Here is a 22,653-nt window from a genome sequence, read left to right on the forward strand (position 1 = left end):
TCGACGGCGTTCCAGACCTATAGGTCAGCTGGGCGACGACGCACAGTGGGCGTGTACGTCATCCAGACGCGACCACCTGTTAAGGTGAGCGCCGAGTGGATGGAATCTAACACTTGGTGCCCACGTTTGACGGCAGCGATGATTTTGTCGGGATCGGCGGTCCAGGTGAAGGGCTTGGGTTGTTGGTTGTGCTCTGTAAGGAAGCGGTTGATGGCGGCCTGGAGGTCAACGACCGAATGAAAGACGCCGCGCTTGAGGCGACGCTTCGACAGTTTGGCGAAGAAGCCCTCGACGGCGTTGAGCCACGAGCAGGACGTCGGCGTGAAGTGGAAGGTAAAGCGCTGATGGCGGTCGAGCCAGGCGCGCACCTTGGGATGCTTGTGGGCGGCATAGTTGTCGAGGATGACGTGGATCGCCTTGTCGGCCGGCACCTTGGCATTGATGGCGTTGAGAAAACGAATGAACTCCTGATGCCTGTGACGCTGCATGTTCCTGCCGATGACGGTGCCATCGAGCACGTTGAGGGCGGCAAACAACGTGGTCGTGCCATGCCGCTTGTAGTCGTGGGTCATGGTGCCGAGCCGGCCCTTCTTCAGGGGCAGGCCGGGCTGGGTGCGGTCGAGCGCCTGGATCTGGCTCTTCTCGTCGACCGACAGCACGATGGCATGGGCCGGCGGGTCGATGTAGAGGCCGACAACGTCTTTGAGCTTGGCGACGAACTGCGGGTCGCTGGAGAGCTTGAAGGCCCGCCAGCGGTGGGGCTGGAGACCGTGCGCCTTCCAGATGCGGCGCACCGCGCTGGCGCTGACGCCCACCTCGGCCGCCATCATGTCGGCAGTCCAGTGCGTCGTCTCGCCCGGCGGGTCGGCAAGCGAAAGCGCCACCACCTGCTCGCCGATCTCCGGCCCGAGCGGCGCAATGCGCGAGGGGCGCGTCTTGTCGCGCAAGAGACCCTCGAAGCCTTCCGTGGCGAAGCGCTCCTGCCAGCGCCACACGCAGGTCTTCGACTTGCCGGTCTGTCGCATGATCTCGACGGTGCCGACGCCATCGGCACTCAGCAGGATGATCTCGGCGCGCCAGACGTGCTTCTGCGGCGCATTGCGATCACTGATGAGGGCTCTCAGGCGTTGGCGGATACCACTAGCTTAGTTTCCGTCCACAAACGCGCGTATTTCGGAGCGTTTACAAGCACTTGCCCTTGGTAGGAGGAGTTGTCGAGGGCCATGGACGGGATCAATGGCGCTGGTTATCGGGCAGAATGCAGTTGGGGGCGCTGACGCGCACGCCACCAGGCCGGCATTGACCGCGACGACGCAATTCCAGGAGCTGGTCGGAGTTCAGGTCGGTTTGAGGCGGGTGAAGAGGACGAGGTTGTAAGCCACCACCGAGGACCAGACGTAAGTCTTGAAGTGGTCAAGGCCGCGCCAGGTGCAGCGCGCCAAGCCGTAAGCGCGCTTCAAGCATGATATTCCGGCTTCGATGCCGGCACGGAAGTTGCGCAGCTTGCGATAAACCCAATTGCTTCTGACCATGTCCTCGACCTTGAGGCCAGCTTTCTTGTGGAATGCCATGTCGCGAACGCCCCAGGTCTTCGCTGTGGTCAGATTGCCGCGACTCGCAAAGCCGCCGTCGGCCGCCGCCTGCCGCGGCGCTTGTCCATAGACGGCGATGTGGCGCTCCAGCATCGGCAACAGCCGCTCGCTGTCGGGCGGATTGCCTGCCTCGATCACTAGGTCGAGGATCATGCCGCTCCTACCGGTGGTCAGGTTGAGCTTGTGGCCGTATTCGGCCTCGCGGCTACCTTTGACGATGATATCGGAATGGGGTTCGAACAGGCTGACCAGCTTCTCGCTCGCCGGCAGGGGCTCGCCAGCCAGTACCCGCCGCTCGCTCTGTTTGATGATGCGTTCGATCAGCGGTCGATAGTGGTGGACTTGGGCCTGCCAGAGTTGGACGAGCGGATTGCTCGCCACCGCCAGCCGCTCGGTTGCCTGCTTCAAATATGCCAAGGTCGCGGAGGCGATCGCGATCAGCTCACGGTAGAGTTGGACCCGATTGGGCCGACCGCGTGTGAACTGGATCTTGCGGGCGCGCTTCTTGGCCGCGCGGCAATGATCGCGCCATGCCAGGCCGGCGCCGACCAAGGTATCCGCCTTCTTCAGCAGGCGCACCATGACCCGCACGGCATCCCACAGCAGGCTGCTGTCGCTCGGTTCGTGCATGAGTGCCGAGGTCACGGTGCTGTCCAGCCGCACGACCGTGCCGTCCTCCAGCTTCGCCTGTCGAGCGCTCGACAGCAGTGCCCGATTGATCTGTTCCCAGGTCTCGGGCCGGATCGCGCTGATCGTTTTTTGCAGCACCGACTTTTGCGGGCTCCATGACCACGGCAGGCGGGCAAAGGCCCGAAACGACGCGGAGTCCTCGAGATGGAAGGCCAGTTCCTGGTAGCTCAGCTGCCGGTATTGCTTGAGCAACGCGCAGCGTAAGACCGCTTCGGCGGGCAGTCCTTGCCGTCCGGTGGCCTTGACGTCAGGTCGACCCAGGTCTCGTCCCACCAAACCAAGCAGATCACCATGCTCATCCAACCATTGCGACATAGCCTTCAGCTCGTGGCCGATCTCGTGCGTGGCGGAAAGATCGAATATACTGGCTTGGACGGTGCGTTCTTGGCGCATTGTCGGCTCCGGCGGTGGCGGGGCTTGGAATCAGTGGCATGATCCAAGATACCTGAAACCGCCGGGCTTTGCCTCCGAAATCCCAATGTTCATCCAATAAAATCAATAGCTTGCCGTTTATGGACGGAAACTAGCTTAGTGGCGGACTAATCTTGTGCAGTCCGCCGTGTAGGTCTCGGTCACTTCGCCACAATCAGAAATACTGTCGAGGTTGACGGCTGCGATCGTGTCTCAGCGAGTGGTTGTCTTCTCTTCTCAATTCGGCGTAGTGAGGTCAAGCACCTTCTGACTGTCCGGAGCTATGGTTGATTGATGTCTTCGCAGTATCGCGCTTCTCTCCGGGATCGGCCTGTGGCCCTCCCATGATGGGACCAGAAGAATGGGGCGGAACAATCTGCCTAACATAAGAGTCCGTATGGGATTCCCTTTGGCGAGTGCGTATGCGAGTGTGGCGCATGCGCACAGGAATAGCCTTCACCGTTTCGCCGACCGATCGTAATCGGCGACCTGATCGCGATGAGCGACCGCAACGGACAACCACGCGAACTTACCCCATCCGTCGTCCTGCGAAGGACATCTTTCCACCGGCGGCGGAATCTTCTTGTCTCCTCTGGTTCTCGTTACCCTGGTTGCTGATTACGCAGCGACAGGCAAGCTCTCCCGCGTCCAGCAAAATTCGGTTCCGTCACTCCACATGCGATGCATGATCACTGCAAGCCGTCGGGCTAAGGCTACAACCGCCTTTTGCCTGCCGCGGCGTTTGGCGATATTCATCGCCCACGCTTTGACTTGCGCTGCTTCGTAAAGCAGGGATCGCATCATCGCGTCACCACAACAGGATACTCGCCCGACCCGTTTGCTTTCACCAGACTCGTTCAGTCTCGGCGTCAGGCCGAGCACAGAACCGACCGCTTTTCAATGTGCAAACCGCTCAGGAATATCGATGGTTGCCGTATAGGTGAGTGCGACAACGGGGCCGACGCCGGGGATCGCCGTCAACCGGCGACAGACTTCATCCTCACGGACCAAATCCAAGACCTTCTTGTGCAGCCTGGTGAACTCTTCACGCAGCAGTTTGCGTGCAGTCAACAAAGGCTGCATGATTTCGCGAAGATCAGGCCTGCCTTCGACGAGCTCATAGATCCGCTCCTCGTATTTGACCTTGCCAACCAATCCGACTTTCAGGCCGAAGTTGCGCAACAATCCGCGAATGTCATTCTCGATGGCGATGGCCTTTTCTTGCAAGAGTTTGCGCGCGGTCAGCAATGCCTGGTGCTTCTGGCTCGTCAGTGTCTTCACGTGCACAGGTCAGCGCATCATCTGGGCTATGCCACGCGCATCGTTGCGGTCCGTCTTGTTCGGTTGGGCTTTCAAAAATGCCTTGGCGTGCGTGGTCTCGATGCGGGGCAATCCTGCTTTGGCAAGTCCTTCATAAAGCCATTGCGACAGTGGTCCAGCCTCAAGACCGATCCGCTCAATCTGCCACTTCGGATCCTTGATCACCAAAATCAAATCCTCAGGGTGGGTAGCAATCTTCGTCTCCCTGCAAATCTTTCCTGTTTCATCAACAATGCAAACCGCCGTCTCCTTCACCGACACATCCAGTGCACAATAGTGTTTCATGCTGCGCTTCTCCCGTTGATGCTTGAGGCTGTTGAGAGACATAACCTCGTTTTACCATCAGCCAGAAGCGCAGCACCACAATCGGCAATGGTCAACGATGAGGCGCAAAGCCGATATCCCATCTAATCGCATCCCAGTCGTCAAGCTGATTTGAGCATTCGATGTCCTTGCCGGCTTGCGAGATAGGCAATATGGCTGAACTAATTGAATGAATCTTCCCTCACCGGCCGAGCCGTCAGAGCTGTCCAGTGCTGGGCGCAGGGTTGTCTCCGCGGTCGACAAATGTCGCCGCACAATGGTTTTCGCAGGTGGGATCTTCCTGATGTTCGAGGCGCAGTCTCAACGAGCTGCAGCCACCAAAAGCGGAATGATCCTGCCCACGTCCGCAGCAGGGACGCTCAGCAGCCAAAGTTGGCGCGCTGAGGAAGGAAGGCTGAACGTCTCCTATATGGTCGCGCCAGCCGATGCGTTGAACACTTCTCCCGTCTTGAGCATGCTGGGCAGATGACCGCGAGTTTCCGGGCGACGGCCAACGTTTGAAGCCAAGTCGCTCGCGCAGCTTAAATCCCCAACGCTTGAGACTGCTCTCCGTCCTGGCGCTGGTTCTCGTCAGAAGCACTGTCGCTGCTTCATAAAGCAGCCCACGTAAACGATTGTCACCCCTTCGCGAGATATGGCCGTCATAGTCGACCTCGCCTGACTGATAACGCCGGGTTGTCAGCCCAAGCCAGGCGCCCACCGAGCGCGACGTTCGAAGTTTTTCTGGATTTTCAATTGCTGTAACGTAGGACACCGCTGTGACCGCGCCGATGCCTGGAATTGTCATCAATAGCTTTATAGCTTGGCTCTCACGTGCCACTACAAACAGCTGGCGACCAAGATCGGCTGCGCGCTTGCGGATATCGTGCCACGCCTCCAAAAGAGGCGAGATAATCTTCGCAAGCTCGTTGTTACCATCTAAGAGCTTCCGTACATCGCCATCAAACACCCGACCCTTCCCTTTCGGGATGATCAGACCGAAGGTCTTCATCAGGCCGCGGATTTGATTGCCAAGTTGCGTTGAGATGTACAGGAGTTGTTCGCGGGCAGCCACCAATGTCCGGGTCATCATAGCGCCAAATGACTTGACGCGAACCGCTTTGTAAAAGCCTGCTTCAGCGAGTTGAGCTAAACCGTCCGCATCGTTGGCATCGGTTTTGTTGAGCGTTTCGTTCAATACCTTTTGCGCGTGCCGCGCTTCAATGCAGACCGCCGGCAACCCCTCGCTCGTCAGCGTGCGTCGCCAGGCGTGGCGCAGCGTGCGCAGGTAACCCAATCCCACGTGTCCCGCCACGCGTCTTCGGGATTTGCCTTACTCCACAGATAGTGTTTGCGTTGAACGCTGAGTACCCAGGCCTCGGCCTGGTGATCCATGTCCACAGATCGCTTCTCCGTCGTGCAAGTCTACGGTCTTCCTGCTTCCTTTCGTCCTGTGCGCTGTTCCCGCGCCCCGACTACTACGAAAGCTCCGCCCTTGGTGTCGTCCATCTCCGGCCGTCGCGGCGAGCCCAGTTCCGTGCTGGGCAAACGATCCAAGTTCCCGTGTTCCGATTTCCAACCTTGGTTGCCCTTGGGTGGTGAGCTCTACCCCGTGCGATGCGGGAGATGGGTCGAAGGAGCGGTTCCCATCTCGGACGCGATCTGCGCCCAGCAGTAAGGATCGACGAGCCTCACCGCTTCTGATCACTGTCGGTGCCTCCACGCCATTGCGCGATCCGAGACGATTTTCTGTGCAACGAGGCTTCAATCGCCCACTTCGTTGCCTCACCATAGGCCCTGCGGTAGCCCGGCTAGCGGTCAATGGTTCGCATCCGGCAAATTTAAGGCCGATCTACTTATGCCACGGCCCGGCGACGCCCGGTCCGGGCTGCTCGGCCCCCTTCCGTCCACTGCTCCCATGGACGGGGCGGCATCCCAGCCGCCGGTCGAAAATCAGCAGGTTTGAAAGGTGTCTCTAACTCATTGTCACCTCCCGCGCCGTCACGGCGCATCATCGATCCAGACGTATGGCCAGTCGCCCTCGAACGGTCGCTCGGGAACGCCTTGACCTTGCCGTCGATCTCCTCGCACGCCCGGCTGATCTGGCTCTTGGAGATGCCGCTCATACCCATCGCCTTGACGAGATCGTCGACGGAACGGGTTGAGATGCCTTGGATGTAAGCTTCCTGAATAGCAACCGTCAGAGCCTTCTCCGTCGTAACCGCCCGGTTGTTACCGCGTGGATTTCGCTTTGATGCGCGCGATGAGCTCTTCGTCATCGACGAAGGCTTCGAGGAAGTCGTTCCATTCGTCAGCGGTGCGGCGAGCATGGGCGAGCATTTGTCTCAGCTCGTCAACCCCATCGTCAGTGAGAGCGGTGAGTGCCTCGTCTGTGCCATCGTAGACGCTGATGATACTGCCGTAGGAGAGATTGTCGTCGTTGCTGACGATCGCCTGAAGGAGTTCAGGGTCCTCTCCAAGCTTTTTCGCGACGTGGTTTATCGTGAAGACATAGGTGACCGTAGCCATCAAGCGGCCTCGGCGCAGATGATTGCCACAGGTGCCCAGTTCCACGGCAGCAGTTCGTCGAGGCGATTGATCTTGTGATCGTGAATGCGGTCGAGCACGTCGGCCAGATAGGCCTGCGGATCGATGCCGTTCATCTTGGCCGTCTCGATGATCGTCATGGCACGCGCCAGGGTCTCCGCGCCGGTATCAGCGCCAGCGAAGAGCCAAGGCCCGCTCGGCGGCGTTGTTATCCATGGCGACACGACCGTCTTCGAGGAATAGGCAGAATGAGGACCAACGGCTCAGACCATATCGGAAGGCGCTCGCCAGATCGCTCTTGCCCGGAATACGGGTCAGTTGCGCTTCAGCCCAGACGCGGAATGCTTCGACCTTTGCTTTGCTGTGCTTCTGACGGGCAGCAAAGCGGATATCGGTAGACTGGCCGGCAATGTCGCGCTCGATGTCGTAAAGCGCACCGATACGGTCGAGAGCCTCTCGCGCGATATCGGATTTGTTCGAGGTCCAGATATCATGGAAGTCACGTCGCCAATGCGCCCAACAGGCCGCTTCCCGGAAGCGGCCCATGCCGTCCGCTCCTGGCTCATAAAGCTTGCCGTAGCCTTTGTAGCCGTCAGCTTGAAGGATGCCGCTTGTTTGCCTGAGGTGATGGTGGACGTGCTCTTCCTTCCAGTCGGGAGCAAAGTAGTAGACCGCGCCCGGTGGAGCCGCGCCCGCCCAGGGACGTTGATCGCGGACATAGGTCCAGATCCTGCCCTTCTTCACGCCTTTCCCAAGCCCTTTGTCTCGCCGAGAGCGATCCAGCACCCGGATTGGAGTGTCATCGGCATGAAGAAGGTCACTGCTCATGACCGCGGTTTCGATCCGCTCAATCAGCGGCTGGAGCACCTGCATGGCGCGACCGCACCAATCGACCAGCGTGCTGTCCGGAATGTCGGCGCCCATGCGGGCGAAGATCTCGTTCAGGCGATACAAAGGCAGGTGATCGTCGAACTTCGAGACCAGGATGTAAGCCAGAAGCCCAGCACCTGCCATGCTGCCCGGTATCGGACGGCTCGGTGCCGGCAACTGCACCATCTTCTCGCAGCAACGGCAGGACTTCTTCAATCGGGCGACCTCGATGACCTTCATCTGCGCCGCGATCATGTCGAGGATTTCGCTGGCGTCCTCGCCGACAAGGCGCAATTCACCGCCGCAATCGGGGCAGCAGGTACCCGGATCGAGTTCTTTGCGCTCGCGAGCTGCCTTTTCCGATACTCGCGGACGGCGGCGCATCGTCTTTTCGGGCGTGCTTGCCACTGGCGCGGCAGGCACTGCCTCATCGACGTCATCGAGCGGCTTGGTGCTGTTTTCCGCTGCGGCGATTAAAAGATCCTCCAGCGCCCGTTCCAGCTGCTGGATTTCCCGTTCGATCTTTTCCGAGGACTTGCCGAAGACCTGTTTCTTCAGCTTGGCGATGCGCAGCCGCAGTTCCCCGATCAATTGGTCGTGCGCCTGCAACGTCGCCGACATCTTCGCGTTTTCCGCCTGCAAGGCGGCAATCATCGCCTTCAGGAAGGCCGGATCGTCGGGAAGACTTTGGCTCGCGTTCGACATGATCCTGACTACCATAGGTCAGGACGAGTATCCATAAAAACAAGCAGATTCAGTGAGATAAATCAACTGACACGCGCCGGCGGAGCGCCCCAGTTGGGCCGTCGCCAATCAATCCCTTCCCAAAGCATGGCCAGTTGCGCAGAAGTCAGCCGGGCCGTTCCATCGGTTGCTGAAGGCCATGGAAAACGCCCCCTCTGCAAAATTTTATAGTACAGGCAGAATCCCTGGCCATCATAATAGAGGAATTTCAAACGATCGCCACAGTGCGTTTCATAATGCATCCCTCTGTTAGAGTCCGGGCAATCGAACAACCTTATCGTATTGATAATCCTCGTAAAACTTTGGCCGGCGATCAGCTACACCCTGCACCCCTATCCGGACGGCCTCTGAGGTTAGCGCTTCGACCGGGACCATCCACTGTGAGCCCGGCAAGATTTGAGTTGCGGGCAAGATTCCCTTCTTCGCAAGGCTCTTCGCCGATCCGACACAGATGCCGAGTCTCTCGGCCGCCTTCGTCAGACTAATCATCGGCACGTCCACTTTGGCGGCATCATATTCGGGAATTCCCAGGCGCTCGCGCATTTCGCGAACACGCACGGTCGTCCAGCTCTCGCCATCACCTGTCTTGCAAAGCATCCGATTGAGGGACACCGCGAGTTCCCGATCTGGCCAATGTCCGCCCAGTTCTCGTAACGCCTCGACGGCCGTTGGTGCGAGCTCGGCAGGATATCTTCCGGTCTTAACGCGCGCCACGCGCACCTCGGTGTGCCGACCGCCGGTCCAATGGATCAAGAGCACCGCCTCGTTCGTCGCATCATCGAGATCGCAAATAATCTCCTGAACCAGGATGTGGATGAGCCGCTGCTTTGTTCGCGTATCAGTGGAGGGCGCATTCCATACGGTCGGCAAATCCTGGGCAAGCTGCAGGAGCCGACCACGATCGATGACTGGTCGCGCCGCTGACAGTGCGGACAGTTCCTTGATCTTGCGCTCAAGCACGCCTACACGCTCCAAGGCATCATTCCATCGGGCCTCCAGTTCGCGTGCAACATGCCGCTTGGCCGGATCAACAAGCTCATACCTGCGACTGGCCAGCAACGCCTCGTAGCGTGCGCCCTCAAGGTCCCGCTCAATTGCTGCGATGATATCTCTTTGAGACCGCTCGACCTGATCCGAGGCGAAGATCGCGGCCTCGACGGCGCGGTCCGACACCGCCTCCAAAATCTGCATGGCCACGGCGCGATCCACCCTCACGCCACCAATGCCGATACAAAGGCCGACGCCTACATGAGCATCGTCGCCGCGACACTGGTAGCGGTGCGCGTTGCCTTTTGCGCTGCCGTAGAAGACGCGCATTCATTCGGCCACAGCGACCGCATCGCATCAGTCCCGTTAGCAAGGCACGGCCGCCGCGTGCTGATTTGCGATCGCAATTCTTCTTCATGTGCGCGTTCTCGGCCAGAAGTTTGTGGTTCTCCTCATACTCCCGCCAGGTAATGTAACCTCGATGATTGTCACGCAGCAGCACGCTCCATTCATCCCTGGGCTTGCGCAGCCCGTTAGCCTTGCGAGCCCGACCATCGACGATCAGTGTTCGCTGTGCTCGTCGTCCGAAGGCATAGGCGCCCGCGTAGAGCGGATTGTGAAGGATCTGCATGACGCTATGATAGGCTGGTGCTTTCCAGACGAGTTTGCAGACGTCGACATTGCGCAAGACGACGGGCATCTTGATATCCGCCGACCGCAGCCACAGAAAGACCTGGCGACCACTCCCCAACTCCCGGAATTTGGCAAAGACGAGCCTGATCGTCTCAGCCACATGTTCGTCCGGATCAATCTCGATTTTGCCCGCCTCACTCCAGCAGAAACCCGGAGGCAGCATGAAGCGGAACTCCCCGCGTCTCGCCTTCGAATCACGCGCGGCGATACCGCGCTGACGCATCAAGCTAAGCTCCTATTCCGACATCGTGCCCTTCAGCCCAAGCAGCAGACGATCATTGACGAGTCGCGGATCGTAGGCGCCATCCGGGTCGATCCCCATGTGCCGGCCAGCGCGCAGAGGTCGATTAGATGATGCCAGTCCCGCCCATTGCGCGCCAGGCGCGACGCTTCGATGCAATAGACCGCTCCAACATTGCCGGAGCAGACCTGTGCCACAAGCCGTTCGAATCCAGGCCGTTCCATACTGCCAGACCCAGAACGGCCGAGGTCGTCATCGATTACGGTCACTGACGCAAAGCCGGTTGTTGCGGCGGCTCCAGCCAAATCGTACTGCCGGCGCTGGCTTTCGAGATTGCCTGTCACTTGCGCCATGGTTGACTGACGGACATAGACCACAGCGGCGCGACCAAGATGGTCAGACGTGATCTTCGCGTTCATCTGCGCCTCCCGTCTTCGCCGTCCTGTTCACCTCCAAAGCTTCCAGCAGAAGATCCGCCAGTGCTTCCACCAACCCTTTGACGTTCTTGACCGGAACCTGAAGATTTTGGCGCTCCAGCTGTAAGACGAACTGGTCGCGATTTTGATGTCGCCTGCTTCGCATCACCCTTCTCCTTCTTCCTCGAAGGATGGGATCTTGCGCCTCTTGCCCGAGTCGCGCCGAATGATGCTAAGGCGGCAGCATTAAGGCCATCGATGCTGATCTCGGGTGGTCCAAGCCTCATCCCGCCGCAATAGCGCTCGTCGAACATCCAGTTCGGCAACTCACGGGAAAGATCGGGCCGCTCATTTGTATAGATCGACATCAAGCTTTTGCCGCGCCTATACGGCGAGACCTGCACCTTGCTCCCGAACAGCGGATGCCAAGGATATGCGATCGTCGCAAAACGAAAACCGTATGCAGAATGTCGGTAGTCGGCCGCTCCGGCCGCGAAACGCGAAGACTGCACCTCCCGTCGGCTTCTGGCGCAGCACATCCTGCGCAAGCGCAGCCAAACCTTCCACCCCTTTGCGCATGTCCGTGGCTCCGCAGGCGAGATACACTCGAACACCGGTTCCTGGTCCAATCATGCTGCTTCAACCGCCCGGATCAGCCGAGTCAGAACGGCGGCATCGACGCCACTGTCGAAGCGAAGGCTGCGCCCATCGTTCAACCGCAACTCGATCATTGCAGGCACGCGCGCAACCTCCTCACGCACGAGCGGGGCGCCGTGAATGGCGGACGTGTCTACGGGAAGGAAGACCGTATCGGCCGTGGACGACAACAAACCCTTCTTCTTCAGCTCATGCCGCCAGGCGTAAATCTGCTGCCGGCTCACATCGTGCCGATGGGCAACCTCAGTGACCGTCGCACCGTCGAGCCCAATCGACATGACAATGTCGAGCTTCTTCTCGTCACTCCAACGCCGCCGCCGTTCCTGACCAAGAATTTCGACACGCATCTCATACCTCGCCTAAGACACGTCGCTAACGACGTCGCTAATGACGTGTCTTAGGCCATCAAGGCGCTATCCGGCAGGCGGTGCCAATCGGGCGGTTACTCTCCGTCATGCGACGGGTCTCCAGAAAACTTGGGAAATAGCTACCTTTGCATAGCTTCGGGATGCGAACCTCGACCGTTCCAGCCCGTGTCCCCCAGTCCCGGTCACGGTAGCCGTTGCGTTGGGCGAGCCGCATCGGGTTCTTCTCGCCGTAGCCAGCACCGGTCGCGCTGCCGATCTCCAGCTCCATCAGCCGCTCGGCCGCAAAGCCAATCATCTCGCGCAACAAATCCGCGTCAGCGCTCTTCTCAACAAGCGAGCGCACGTTCATCATCTCGTCGGTCATCGGTGGTCTTTCCATCAGGTTGGTCTTGAACAACCCGATCCTGCCGGAAAAGCACTGATGGCCACCTAATCCTCAGGACCCTACACCACCTGACGGGACACGATCGAGCTGCGGCGACAATCAGAAGCCGACGAAGCCCCTGCCAGCGTCGATCACGATGATTGGGTCGCCGACAACCGCGACACCAGAATCTCATCCCATGCATACTCTCTTGCGGCTCCTGCCTTCAAACGATGGCTGAATAGTTTCAAATTCCTGTACGACCTCCATACGATACCCTTTCGACCACGGACCATCGACGCAACATGGCGCAAGGCCTGTGAATTGCTTGACGCGTTCTCGCCAGACGAATCCGCCAAATATCTCAGAGGCTCGGGCTATGCTTCCGTATAAAAGCAGCATGCTCTAGAGACGAGACGCGAGCCGTTGCGCACTTCGACGCGTGATTGTTGGCTGCTCAATTGTAAGCGTCATCTGCGGACAATGTTCCCCATCGTGCAAAGCGAGAAGCTGCTCACCCAGTTTCCTGTCACCCGTAGTCAGCCGATGGTTCAGGCGAAGGAAATCCATCCAGGTAGGGGTGCGAAATGTTTCTGACCAAAGAGTAGGCGTCTGCAAGCTGCGCTGAAGCGTCCAGTTCCGTGCACCGACCCGGCTTTGAACGCGGCGCCTGTCGTTCATGCAGTAGAGAAAGGCCTCGATATCGTGCTCAGCTATTACATACTCAACTTTAATGACTATAGGACCGCTGCTAGGCTTCAAAGTGAGTGCTAACGAGGGCGGTACGAACTCTGAGTCCCCTTGCTCCGATTCTTCCCATAGCCGCATGGGCAAGACTAATGCCATGGCGGCAACAAATAACAGAACCCCACCAGCACCCCCCAAAGCCAAGCTGAGTGAGTAGTCCTGAGCAACGGCGCCCCAGATCCAACTGCCTGTGGCCATTCCGCCATAGGACATGGCATAGTAGATTGACAGGGTCCGACCGACGACCCACCTCGGGCTCGCCAACTGTATGCATGTGTCGATTCCGGACCTGGTGAGTAGCCAGCCGGCGCCACCGAGTGCTAACGCAGCAGCGGTAACGGTAAGCGACGAGGTAAGTGGAAGCGAAAGGCAGCACACCGCACAAGCGAAGGAGGCTAATGCCATAAGCCGGTCCTGAGGCATAATTCGCCTCAGGTGCCTGCTGCTAAGGCCAGCGATGAAAGCGCCGGTGCCGAAAGCAGCTAGGAGAATCCCGTAGGCGATGGGCCCTCCTTGCAGGCGATCTCGGACGATCAGGGGGAGCAGCGCGAGGATGGAAATGCTCGCAAGTCCGAATAAAGTTGCGCGCGCGATTGCCGCTCTGATCTCCGAGGACATCGCGGTGAACCGGACCCCATCATGAATGGCCGTGGTTATTGACTCGCGCGGGAGCGGAGAAGCGCAAACTTGCCATTTCAAGCGGCATATAACGGCAAGCGGTACCAAATCACTCAACGCGGCCAAGGCAAAGGCAGTAAGCGGTCCAAAGGAGGCCAGGATAGCGCCGCCAAGAGCCGGGCCTACACTTCGCACAATATTATATCCGATGGACATCAACGTGACCGCAGCCGGAACGTCGTGCCTTTCCAGGAGGTCCCCAACGGAGGCATGCCAGGCTGGGTCATTCAGGGCAGCGCCGCATCCGACCAAGACACCTAGCCCCAGTATCAACCAGGGGTTCACAACGCCGAGCCCAACAGAAACCGCCAGCATTATGGATGCCAATGCGATCAAGCAGTGGCCGGCCAACATTACCCCCCGTCGGCTATGACTGTCTGCAATTGCCCCAGCGAGGATGGATAGAAAGAATGCAGGCAGTGTGGACGAGCCCTGCACAAGCGCGACCATCAGATCGGGCGCTGAATTCGTCACCATTAGCCAACTGATAGCTGTCGTCTGCACGAGCCACCCGAGGCTTGAAATTTGTGTAGCCGTCCAAATCGAACGAAACGCCTGGTGCCGAAGAGGGTCTAGTGGCTTCGAAACCGTGAAATGTGAATTTTCGCGCTGCATGACGTGTATTTATCCTCACCGAAGGCGTCACTTCGCTGCTTATGTTAGCTTCCCAGATTGCAAGCTTCAGAAAAATCCGCTGAAGCGTATTCAGCGACAGTCAAGTTCCCCTGGCTGGGAAACGGGACTTCGTTCACAATGCTGTCTTTATCCGCGCCGCCGTTGATCATCATATGCTCGCCTAATCCCAAGCTGCCGGTAAATGGCTATGCTGCACGCTTATGAGGCGAGGTGATCTGCTACAGTATCATGGTAGGCGTAACTTACCACCAGTGGAAAGGCGGCGAAGCACGGTCGACGAGTTTAGTCGCTGGATGAGAAGCCCCTAGTGAACACCGCTTGTTTGCGCGACTATCCCTTCCATAGGCCCTCATGACTGAGACATGTCCGCGAATTGTGACCTATCGCAATTTCTTCCATATCCAAATGTCGTTATGCCATTCACCACGAATGCAGGTCGCCTCCTGAAGCACCACGGCCCGCCGGAAGAAAGAGCTAGCGCTTTTCACGCTGCGGATGTTTCTTTCGTTTACGCGTGATACCAAAATTCGTAATCCCAAATTGGTGGCGGATTCAATCAGGTGTGCATGCATCAGCTTGCCGATACCCTTTCCTCGATAATTCTCATCGATGTAGCGCGATGTTTCTGCGACGTCGGTATATTCAGGCCGAACGGAAAACTTGCTCAATGAGCACCAACCGATCACCCTGTGATCAACCTCATAGACGAAAGCAGGGTATGGATCTTGATGCTCCTTTAGCCAGCCGATGCGTTCGTCGCGAGTGTCCGGAGCGATTTGACTTATGGCAAAGATGCCAGGCTTCAGCGCCTGATTGTAGATCTTTGCCATATCGTCGGCATCGTCATAAATTGCACGTCGAAACATTGGTGTAGCTCTTCAGTTGATGTTCAGGCGCATGCGCGGTGTTGTTACGGTGCCTGTTCGCTTCAGTATTGAAAGAGCGGAGCGCTGTCCGTTCTTTAACTTGCGGAGTAGACTACAGTCCCATCCGAGAATGGAAGCTATCAGCTGTGGTAGGGTTGCCGCGAGCTCCGGAACCCGGCAGGTTAACTGTATTCGACCCCAGCGATCGCGAACCAAAATCGGAGGACTTCTGATGTCGTACCAAGTGCGCCTGTTGCGTACAGCTGACCTGCCAAGTGTGACAGAGATCTATAATGCCGCATGTGGGGCCAAGGAATCGACAGAAGGAATGAGCCCCTGGAGCATCAATAGAATGCAAGAATTTCTATTCGAATCGCGCCCGGCGTTGGCGTCCTTCGTGTGCGTTGACAAGGGCTCGTTGGTCGGCTGGACAGCATTCACTCCGTTTCGCGTCAAGGAAGATGCTGAGCACACAGCCGAGATGTCGCTCTATGTTCATGGGTCATTTCGCCGTAAGGGGGTTGGGATGGCCCTTGCCCATACTCTTCTAAACCGAGCAAGTTTGCTTGATCTGCACTGCATTTTCGCAATCGTGTTTAAGGAAATGCCCGAGGTCGTTTCCTTCGCAGAACGCAATTGTGGATTTTCGGTTGCCGGTTGCCTTCCAGAGGTCTTTTCCGACAACGGAAAGTATTACGACGTTTTGGTTCTAGAACGGCTTATAGCACCGCGAATGTAATCGCCACTCATCGCCTGCACGGCTTTCGACACCGCACCGTTTTCTCTCGCGATCGCCGACGCGGAGCTCGGACTGGCTTTAGAGACTGTGTGAATCGTGACGCGGGAGAGTGGCCCACGCTACCAGATGTTGCCGATTGGGCGCCACCCCAACCTATCATTTGGCCCACTAATCGGGGATTTTCTGCATGAATCATGCGGAGAATCCTATGAGTGACACTGTGAATCGGGAGGGTTCTGTGAGGTCGCGCGGGGATTGGCTGGCGAACTGAGGCGGGGCGCGACCTCATTGAAGCCGGATTGAACTGGCCCGCTGACGCTGGCACGGCGCTATGGATTTAGTGCTGCGGCGTTTGATCGTGGCGCGCCGGTAGTGATGGCGCGCGCCGCTGCGGCGGGGGCAATGGCTCGGTGTGGCGGCGTCCAGTGCTGGTGTTTGTGGGGCCACCGGGGTCTTGAGCGCGGCTTCGGCAGAGCCGGAACCGCAGCGGGATGACGCAGGGGATACAGGCCCCTGTCGCACCGGCCCAGGTCGGTGCGGCAAGGCTGTCGGGACCATGGGCGCGGCGGCGTGCACTCATGACGTGTCGGGCCATGGTCGCGCCCGCGGCAGCCGGACGATGATGCGCAGGATGCCGCCGCAGCAGGGACAGACGGTCGAAGCGGGCGCGCTGGTGCCCGGACTGACTGCCTTCGGCCCGGCGGCGTTGCGGCGGGGCATCGGCCAGCAGTCGCCTGATGACGGCGAGGCGGGCGCGGCGGATGCCGTTGGCGAGGAAGCCGTAGTGGCGGATGCGGTGGAAGCCGTCGGGCAGGCAGTGGAGCAGGAAACGGCGGATGAACTCGTGCGGCGCCAGCGTCATCGAGCGGTGCGTTGCCGTGGCGGTAGTCGCGCCAGCGGAAGGTCACGCCGGTGTCGTCGGCGCTGACGAGGCGGCTGTTGGCGATGGCAACGCGGTGGGTGTAGCGGCCGAGATAGGCGAGCACCCGTTCGGGCGATCCGAACGGCGGCTTGGCGTAGACGACCCAGCGCTTCTTGCGCAGCGGACGCAGCGCCCGGGCCATCGCATTGCCGTCGCCAAGCGGCGCGAGGGCGCCGAAGAAACGCAGGCCTCCGGCCGTCTGCGCCGCCAGCAAGCGCTCGAGGAACAGGCGGCGGAACAGCCGGGAGAGCACCCGGACCGGCAGGAAGAAACGGCGGCGGCGACAGGCGATCCAGCGTCGGCCATCGGCGGCCAGCACGCCGCCGGGGACGAGGCAGTGGAGATGCGGGTGATGGGTCAGCGTCTGCCCCCAGGTGTGGAGGATCGCCAGGAAGCCGAGTTCGCCGCCGAGATGCCGGGGATCGGCGGCAATGGTCTTGAGCGTCTCGGCGGCCGCCTCGAACAGCATCGTATAGAGCTGCCGCTTGTTCTGATAGGCGATCGCGGCAATCTCGGCCGGCACGGTGAATACCACATGGAAGTACGGCACCGGCAACAGATCGACCTGACGGTCGGTAAGCCAGCGATCGCGCGTGGCACCCTGGCATTTGGGGCAATGGCGGTTGCGGCAGGAATTATAGGCGATGCGGCTCAAGGCGCAGTCGTCGCAGGCCTCGACATGGCCGCCGAGCGCTGCCGTCCGGCACAGCTCGATCGCCGCCATGACGCGGCGCTCCCCCGGCCGAGATGACCGTCATGGGTACGACGATAGGCGGGGCCATGGCGGCGGAAGATGTCCGCCACCTCCAGCGCCGGCCGCATGGCGCGATCTCAGACCGGCGGCACGACCTCGAGGCGCAGCCGATCGAGCGGGCTCTCGGTCCGGGCGATCGTCGTTGTCGCCACCTGCGTGTAGCGCGCCGTCGTCGACAGGTGGGTGTGCCCGAGCAGCACCTGGATGATGCGGATATCGACGCCGCTCTCGAGCAGATGGGTGGCAAAGCTGTGCCGCAGCGTGTGCACGCTGACCCGCTTGGTCAATCCCGCCGCCTTGGTCGCCGAACGGCAGGCGGCGTAAAGCACCTGCACATCGATCGGCTTGTCGCCCCGTCCGGGAAACAGCCAGTTCCTCGGGCGTGCCAGCCGCCAATAGGTGCGCAGGATACCAAGCAGCTGCGGCGAAAGCATCACCGTGCGATCCTTGGCGCCCTTGCCGTGACGGACCTGGATCACCATGCGCTGGCTGTCGATGTCGGCGACCTTCAGGCTTACCGTCTCCGAGGCACGCAGTCCCGCGGCATAGGCGGTCGTCAGCGCCGTGCGCGCCTTCAAGGACGGTACCGCTTCGAGAAACCGCACGACCTCGTCGGCGCTCAAGATCGCCGGCAGCTTGCGCGGCGTGCGCGCATAGGCAATCCGCTCGGGGATCTCGGCCCGGTCCAGCGTCACGCCGTAAAAGAACCGCAAGGCGCAAACCGTCTGGTTGAGCGCCGGCCAGGAGATGCCCTGCGACACCAGGTAAACCTGGAAAGCGCGCACATCCTCCAGCCCCAACCGATCCGGCGAGCGGCCGAAATAACGGCTGAACTTTGTCACGGCATGCAGGTAGGATCGTTGCGTGGCCGGCGACAGGTTGCGGAGCGTCATGTCGTCGATCATGCGGCGGCGCAGCGGGTTCACCGCTGCCGGAGCGTCGGTCATCGGTCGGTCTCCTGGTCAGGGGTTGGTTCTCAACACCCCAACATCCCATCAGGAGACCGCGCCTCCAAACCCGACCTCTCCCGCGTCAGCGGGTTAGTTCAATCAGCCGCGAACATTCGAGGTCTTGACGGCGGCGCCAGTGCGGGCGCGACGCAAACCGCGGAGGCGGAGGTCAAGTTCGCGCGCGTTGAGCTGGTGGCAAGCTCTGCGGTCGAAGTCGTCATCGGTGACGTCGTTGTGCGCGTCGGCGGCGATATCGCGTCGAGTCACTTGGCGAAGAGACATACGGACAGGGATGGTGGAATCCGCCAGTTTCATCGTCGATGAACAATGCGACCCAATAGTGGTCGAACGCGTTATGTACGACATGAAATGCGGTCTATAAAATAGGCCTCGGACCAAGCGAAAATGCCTTCGCCGGACGCTCACATTCCATCGGTAAATGCCAGCACCCGGCCAAGAAGCAGCGGACGTCGTGCTTCTTGAGCAGCCCTAGATCGCTTCCCGTAGCCTTCCCACGGCGGCGTAATGCCGCCGGTCCAACTAACGACTCAGTGATGGAACGCGGACATTGTCGGACCGACACGTTTGATCAGCCAGTCGAGCTCGGCGGCCCGGCCGGGGCGAGAGGCTCATCGTACCGCCGTTGCCCCCGCAGGTCCATGTGGCCGCGGTAGAAGTTCATGCGCGTCATAGACCCCAATAGGACTCGACGGGGTTAATGCGCCAGTGACGCATTGTTGACGACGGCACCGCCGTGTTCAGCTTCTCCGCGCGAATCCTTGTCGAGCGAACCATCTTAGGATAAAGCTAATTTTCCGGATTCTAATTTAATCCCCCTTACATCTTAGTTCAGCAATGCAACACAATCTTTAACTGATTTCGCAAAACCTTAACGACTGCACGTCACTGACAATGTTAAGTTCACGACAGTATCAGCGGTGAGGCATGCGTAATAAAGGCTGCTGCTGAATAAGAGCACCTCACAGCACTCAACCGGGATAGCAGGCAATGGCGACAAGAGCACTCATACTGATCGAAGGCAATATAAACGGTACCGGTTCGCAATACGTGCAGGCGGCCAGGCGCCTCGATCTTCATCCAATAACCCTGTCAACTGATCCGGCCCGATACGACTATCTTTCGGAGGAAGGGATTGAGGCAATCGGTGTCGATACCGGTAATTTCGATGCCCTGGTCCGCGAATGTTCCCGTCTACGTTCAACCTATGACATTGCTGGCATTACTTGCGCCAAGGAGTCGGTCTATGCGACGGTGGCCAAGCTCTGTCGGCATTTCGAACTACCGGGACCGAACCCCGTGTCAATTGAACGTTGCTGCGACAAATTCAGTCAACGGCAACTGCTTGCGGAAGCCGGCATTCCAGTACCTGCTTATCGCGTGGCAGAGAATGCAACGGACGTGGAGGCCTTTGCCGTTGAGATCGGCCTGCCGGTGGTTCTTAAGCCAGCCGTAGGTAATGGCAGTAGCGGCGTCCGCTTGTGCCGCAACGTCGATGAGCTAGCCGAACATACGACTTATCTTTTGGGCGGCAAGCACATCTGGCGGTCTCCGCCGAGAATACTTGTCGAAGAGTTCGCACAAGGCCCCTATTATTGCACGGAGATAATGGGAAATGAAGTCATCGGGATTGCCGCTGGATCCTTTGGCCAGCCACCACACTTCGTCTTTCGTGAGTTCACGATTCCCGCCGTGCTGACGAGTTACGAGCGTGCGCGAATCGCCGATGTATCGCTGAAGTCTTTGCGGGCTCTGGACCTTGGCTGGGGGCCAACCAACATTGAACTCCGGTGGACGAAGCTTGGTCCGGTAATCATTGAAGTCAATCCGCGTCTTGCGGCCGCGCCGGATCCTCAACTGATTCAGCTGGCCTGCGGTGTCGATGTCATCACCGAGCACATCAAGCTTGCCATCGGCCAGGAAGGGAACTTGCGCAGAACGCATTTGCACACTGCCGCCGTGCGGTTCCTGGTTCCTGAGCGCGATGGCATTCTCGATTGGATTGATGGCGGCAGCCAGGCGGCTGCTGTACCAGGTGTCGCCGAAGTCAAAGTGCCTAAACTTAAGACTCGGATCTTCAGGAGAGGGGACTACAGAGACATCTTAGGATATGTCATTGCCGTTACTCCCAGCTTTGCTGAGACCGAAGTCGCACTTCAGCGGGCTGTGGACTTAATCTGTTGGTCGATCACACCGTTTCCGAGCTCTCGCGATTAGGAACAATCTGCGGCCTCTCACCGGCAGCAAGTGGCGCCATGTTGCCCCAGTCAAAGCACAGGTCAACATGGGCGGCGAGCGCCCAGGAGCCAAAAGGTCCACCCGCCCGCGGCTCGCAGTATGATGCCGAGCTCTACCCCGACACACTGGCGCCAACGGCCCGATCGGTTCCATGGGCCGCCGCGGCAATCCCACGACAACGCCAAGGCCGAATGAAAACGCTGAAGGTCGGGGCGGTCTATCCGATACCTCCGAAACCTTCGGAGAGATCATCGATCACCATCCCCACTTCATCGAGGAGGTCTAGACTAGTTTCCGTCCATAAACGGCAAGCTATTGATTTTATTGGATGAACATTGGGATTTCGGAGGCAAAGCCCGGCGGTTTCAGGTATCTTGGATCATGCTACTGATTCCAAGCCCCGCCACCGCCGGAGCCGACAATGCGCCAAGAACGCACCGTCCAAGCCAGTATATTCGATCTTTCCGCCACGCACGAGATCGGCCACGAGCTGAAGGCTATGTCGCAATGGTTGGATGAGCATGGTGATCTGCTTGGTTTGGTGGGACGAGACCTGGGTCGACCTGACGTCAAGGCCACCGGACGGCAAGGACTGCCCGCCGAAGCGGTCTTACGCTGCGCGTTGCTCAAGCAATACCGGCAGCTGAGCTACCAGGAACTGGCCTTCCATCTCGAGGACTCCGCGTCGTTTCGGGCCTTTGCCCGCCTGCCGTGGTCATGGAGCCCGCAAAAGTCGGTGCTGCAAAAAACGATCAGCGCGATCCGGCCCGAGACCTGGGAACAGATCAATCGGGCACTGCTGTCGAGCGCTCGACAGGCGAAGCTGGAGGACGGCACGGTCGTGCGGCTGGACAGCACCGTGACCTCGGCACTCATGCACGAACCGAGCGACAGCAGCCTGCTGTGGGATGCCGTGCGGGTCATGGTGCGCCTGCTGAAGAAGGCGGATACCTTGGTCGGCGCCGGCCTGGCATGGCGCGATCATTGCCGCGCGGCCAAGAAGCGCGCCCGCAAGATCCAGTTCACACGCGGTCGGCCCAATCGGGTCCAACTCTACCGTGAGCTGATCGCGATCGCCTCCGCGACCTTGGCATATTTGAAGCAGGCAACCGAGCGGCTGGCGGTGGCGAGCAATCCGCTCGTCCAACTCTGGCAGGCCCAAGTCCACCACTATCGACCGCTGATCGAACGCATCATCAAACAGAGCGAGCGGCGGGTACTGGCTGGCGAGCCCCTGCCGGCGAGCGAGAAGCTGGTCAGCCTGTTCGAACCCCATTCCGATATCATCGTCAAAGGTAGCCGCGAGGCCGAATACGGCCACAAGCTCAACCTGACCACCGGTAGGAGCGGCATGATCCTCGACCTAGTGATCGAGGCAGGCAATCCGCCCGACAGCGAGCGGCTGTTGCCGATGCTGGAGCGCCACATCGCCGTCTATGGACAAGCGCCGCGGCAGGCGGCGGCCGACGGCGGCTTTGCGAGTCGCGGCAATCTGACCACAGCGAAGACCTGGGGCGTTCGCGACATGGCATTCCACAAGAAAGCTGGCCTCAAGGTCGAGGACATGGTCAGAAGCAATTGGGTTTATCGCAAGCTGCGCAACTTCCGTGCCGGCATCGAAGCCGGAATATCATGCTTGAAGCGCGCTTACGGCTTGGCGCGCTGCACCTGGCGCGGCCTTGACCACTTCAAGACTTACGTCTGGTCCTCGGTGGTGGCTTACAACCTCGTCCTCTTCACCCGCCTCAAACCGACCTGAACTCCGACCAGCTCCTGGAATTGCGTCGTCGCGGTCAATGCCGGCCTGGTGGCGTGCGCGTCAGCGCCCCCAACTGCATTCTGCCCGATAACCAGCGCCATTGATCCCGTCCATGGCCCTCGACAACTCCTCCTACCAAGGGC

General features: G+C 59.4%; 13 protein-coding genes and 10 pseudogenes. 4 read left to right on the plus strand and 19 right to left on the minus strand.

What is annotated here, in order from left to right; genetic code table 11:
* Positions 1-17: 17 nt before the first annotated feature.
* The 15 genes and pseudogenes from SS05631_RS28885 to SS05631_RS28950 all read right to left on the minus strand — a co-directional run.
* On the minus strand, positions 18-1,136 hold the full coding sequence (locus tag SS05631_RS28885) for an IS630 family transposase (RefSeq protein WP_245369189.1): 1,119 nt from the start codon (positions 1,134-1,136) through the stop codon (positions 18-20).
* A gap of 201 nt (positions 1,137-1,337) precedes the next feature.
* Complete coding sequence (locus SS05631_RS28890) at positions 1,338-2,675, minus strand: ISNCY family transposase (RefSeq protein WP_095678142.1); 1,338 nt, start codon at positions 2,673-2,675, stop codon at positions 1,338-1,340.
* Positions 2,676-3,311: 636 nt separating this feature from the next.
* Positions 3,312-4,298: pseudogene (locus SS05631_RS28895) on the minus strand (IS110 family transposase).
* Between the two features lie 444 nt (positions 4,299-4,742).
* Positions 4,743-5,565, minus strand: a pseudogene (locus tag SS05631_RS28900) (IS110 family transposase); the annotation flags it as partial.
* A 764-nt stretch (positions 5,566-6,329) separates the two neighbouring features.
* Positions 6,330-6,535, minus strand: a pseudogene (locus SS05631_RS28905) (transposase); the annotation flags it as partial.
* 13 nt (positions 6,536-6,548) lie between these two features.
* Positions 6,549-6,845: a hypothetical protein gene (locus SS05631_RS28910; protein ID WP_037427578.1), complete on the minus strand. Its 297-nt coding sequence runs from the start codon at positions 6,843-6,845 to the stop codon at positions 6,549-6,551.
* Positions 6,845-8,438: pseudogene (locus SS05631_RS28915) on the minus strand (IS66 family transposase). Before SS05631_RS28915 ends, SS05631_RS28910 begins: the two are co-directional and overlap by 1 nt.
* A 62-nt stretch (positions 8,439-8,500) precedes the next feature.
* Positions 8,501-8,698: pseudogene (tnpB, locus tag SS05631_RS28920) on the minus strand (IS66 family insertion sequence element accessory protein TnpB); the annotation flags it as partial.
* A gap of 28 nt (positions 8,699-8,726) precedes the next feature.
* A complete protein-coding gene (locus tag SS05631_RS32305) occupies positions 8,727-9,794 on the minus strand; it encodes a hypothetical protein (RefSeq protein ID WP_037427654.1) in 1,068 nt (355 codons plus the stop codon).
* A gap of 154 nt (positions 9,795-9,948) precedes the next feature.
* A pseudogene (locus SS05631_RS32310) lies at positions 9,949-10,380 on the minus strand (recombinase family protein); the annotation flags it as partial.
* 32 nt (positions 10,381-10,412) lie between these two features.
* On the minus strand, positions 10,413-10,817 hold the full coding sequence (locus tag SS05631_RS32315) for a recombinase family protein (RefSeq protein ID WP_245369176.1): 405 nt from the start codon (positions 10,815-10,817) through the stop codon (positions 10,413-10,415).
* Positions 10,795-10,980, minus strand: a complete 186-nt coding sequence (locus SS05631_RS31565; protein WP_172900208.1) for a hypothetical protein — start codon at positions 10,978-10,980, stop codon at positions 10,795-10,797. Before SS05631_RS31565 ends, SS05631_RS32315 begins: the two co-directional genes overlap by 23 nt.
* A gap of 308 nt (positions 10,981-11,288) precedes the next feature.
* Positions 11,289-11,447: pseudogene (gene tnpB, locus SS05631_RS32320) on the minus strand (IS66 family insertion sequence element accessory protein TnpB); the annotation flags it as partial.
* Entirely contained in the window at positions 11,444-11,818 is a 375-nt protein-coding gene (locus SS05631_RS28940) for a transposase (protein WP_172900209.1), read from the minus strand. The gene SS05631_RS28940 and the pseudogene tnpB (SS05631_RS32320), both read right to left, overlap by 4 nt.
* A 109-nt stretch (positions 11,819-11,927) precedes the next feature.
* A pseudogene (locus SS05631_RS28950) lies at positions 11,928-12,203 on the minus strand (transposase); the annotation flags it as partial.
* A 195-nt stretch (positions 12,204-12,398) separates the two neighbouring features.
* On the opposite strand from SS05631_RS28950, the pseudogene SS05631_RS32325 reads away from it, so the two are divergent.
* Positions 12,399-12,596 (plus strand): annotated as a pseudogene (locus SS05631_RS32325) (hypothetical protein); the annotation flags it as partial.
* Between the two features lie 12 nt (positions 12,597-12,608).
* Here the strand turns inward: SS05631_RS32325 and SS05631_RS28955 are convergent.
* Positions 12,609-14,243, minus strand: a complete 1,635-nt coding sequence (locus tag SS05631_RS28955) for an MFS transporter (RefSeq protein WP_037427592.1) — start codon at positions 14,241-14,243, stop codon at positions 12,609-12,611.
* Between the two features lie 401 nt (positions 14,244-14,644).
* Positions 14,645-15,130: a GNAT family N-acetyltransferase gene (locus SS05631_RS28960; RefSeq protein ID WP_037427591.1), complete on the minus strand. Its 486-nt coding sequence runs from the start codon at positions 15,128-15,130 to the stop codon at positions 14,645-14,647.
* A 232-nt stretch (positions 15,131-15,362) separates the two neighbouring features.
* Between SS05631_RS28960 and SS05631_RS28965 the strand changes: the two genes are divergently transcribed.
* Positions 15,363-15,869, plus strand: coding sequence for a GNAT family N-acetyltransferase (locus SS05631_RS28965; protein ID WP_083854384.1), 507 nt, complete (start codon positions 15,363-15,365; stop codon positions 15,867-15,869).
* Between the two features lie 712 nt (positions 15,870-16,581).
* On the opposite strand, the pseudogene SS05631_RS28970 reads toward SS05631_RS28965, so the two are convergent.
* Together SS05631_RS28970 and SS05631_RS28975 are read right to left on the minus strand one after the other, a co-directional pair.
* Positions 16,582-17,613, minus strand: a pseudogene (locus SS05631_RS28970) (IS91 family transposase); the annotation flags it as partial.
* A 9-nt stretch (positions 17,614-17,622) separates the two neighbouring features.
* Positions 17,623-18,492: a tyrosine-type recombinase/integrase gene (locus tag SS05631_RS28975; protein ID WP_095678135.1), complete on the minus strand. Its 870-nt coding sequence runs from the start codon at positions 18,490-18,492 to the stop codon at positions 17,623-17,625.
* A gap of 1,011 nt (positions 18,493-19,503) precedes the next feature.
* Here SS05631_RS28975 and SS05631_RS28985 point away from each other — a divergent pair.
* Both SS05631_RS28985 and SS05631_RS28990 read left to right on the plus strand, forming a co-directional pair.
* Positions 19,504-20,730 carry an acetyl-CoA carboxylase biotin carboxylase subunit family protein gene (locus SS05631_RS28985; protein WP_037427640.1) on the plus strand — a complete coding sequence of 409 codons (1,227 nt, stop codon included), beginning with the start codon at positions 19,504-19,506 and terminating at the stop codon, positions 20,728-20,730.
* A gap of 442 nt (positions 20,731-21,172) precedes the next feature.
* A complete protein-coding gene (locus SS05631_RS28990) occupies positions 21,173-22,510 on the plus strand; it encodes an ISNCY family transposase (protein WP_095678142.1) in 1,338 nt (445 codons plus the stop codon).
* Positions 22,511-22,653: the final 143 nt, after the last annotated feature.

The organism is Sinorhizobium sp. CCBAU 05631 (genome assembly GCF_002288505.1).
GTDB lineage: Bacteria > Pseudomonadota > Alphaproteobacteria > Rhizobiales > Rhizobiaceae > Sinorhizobium > Sinorhizobium fredii_C.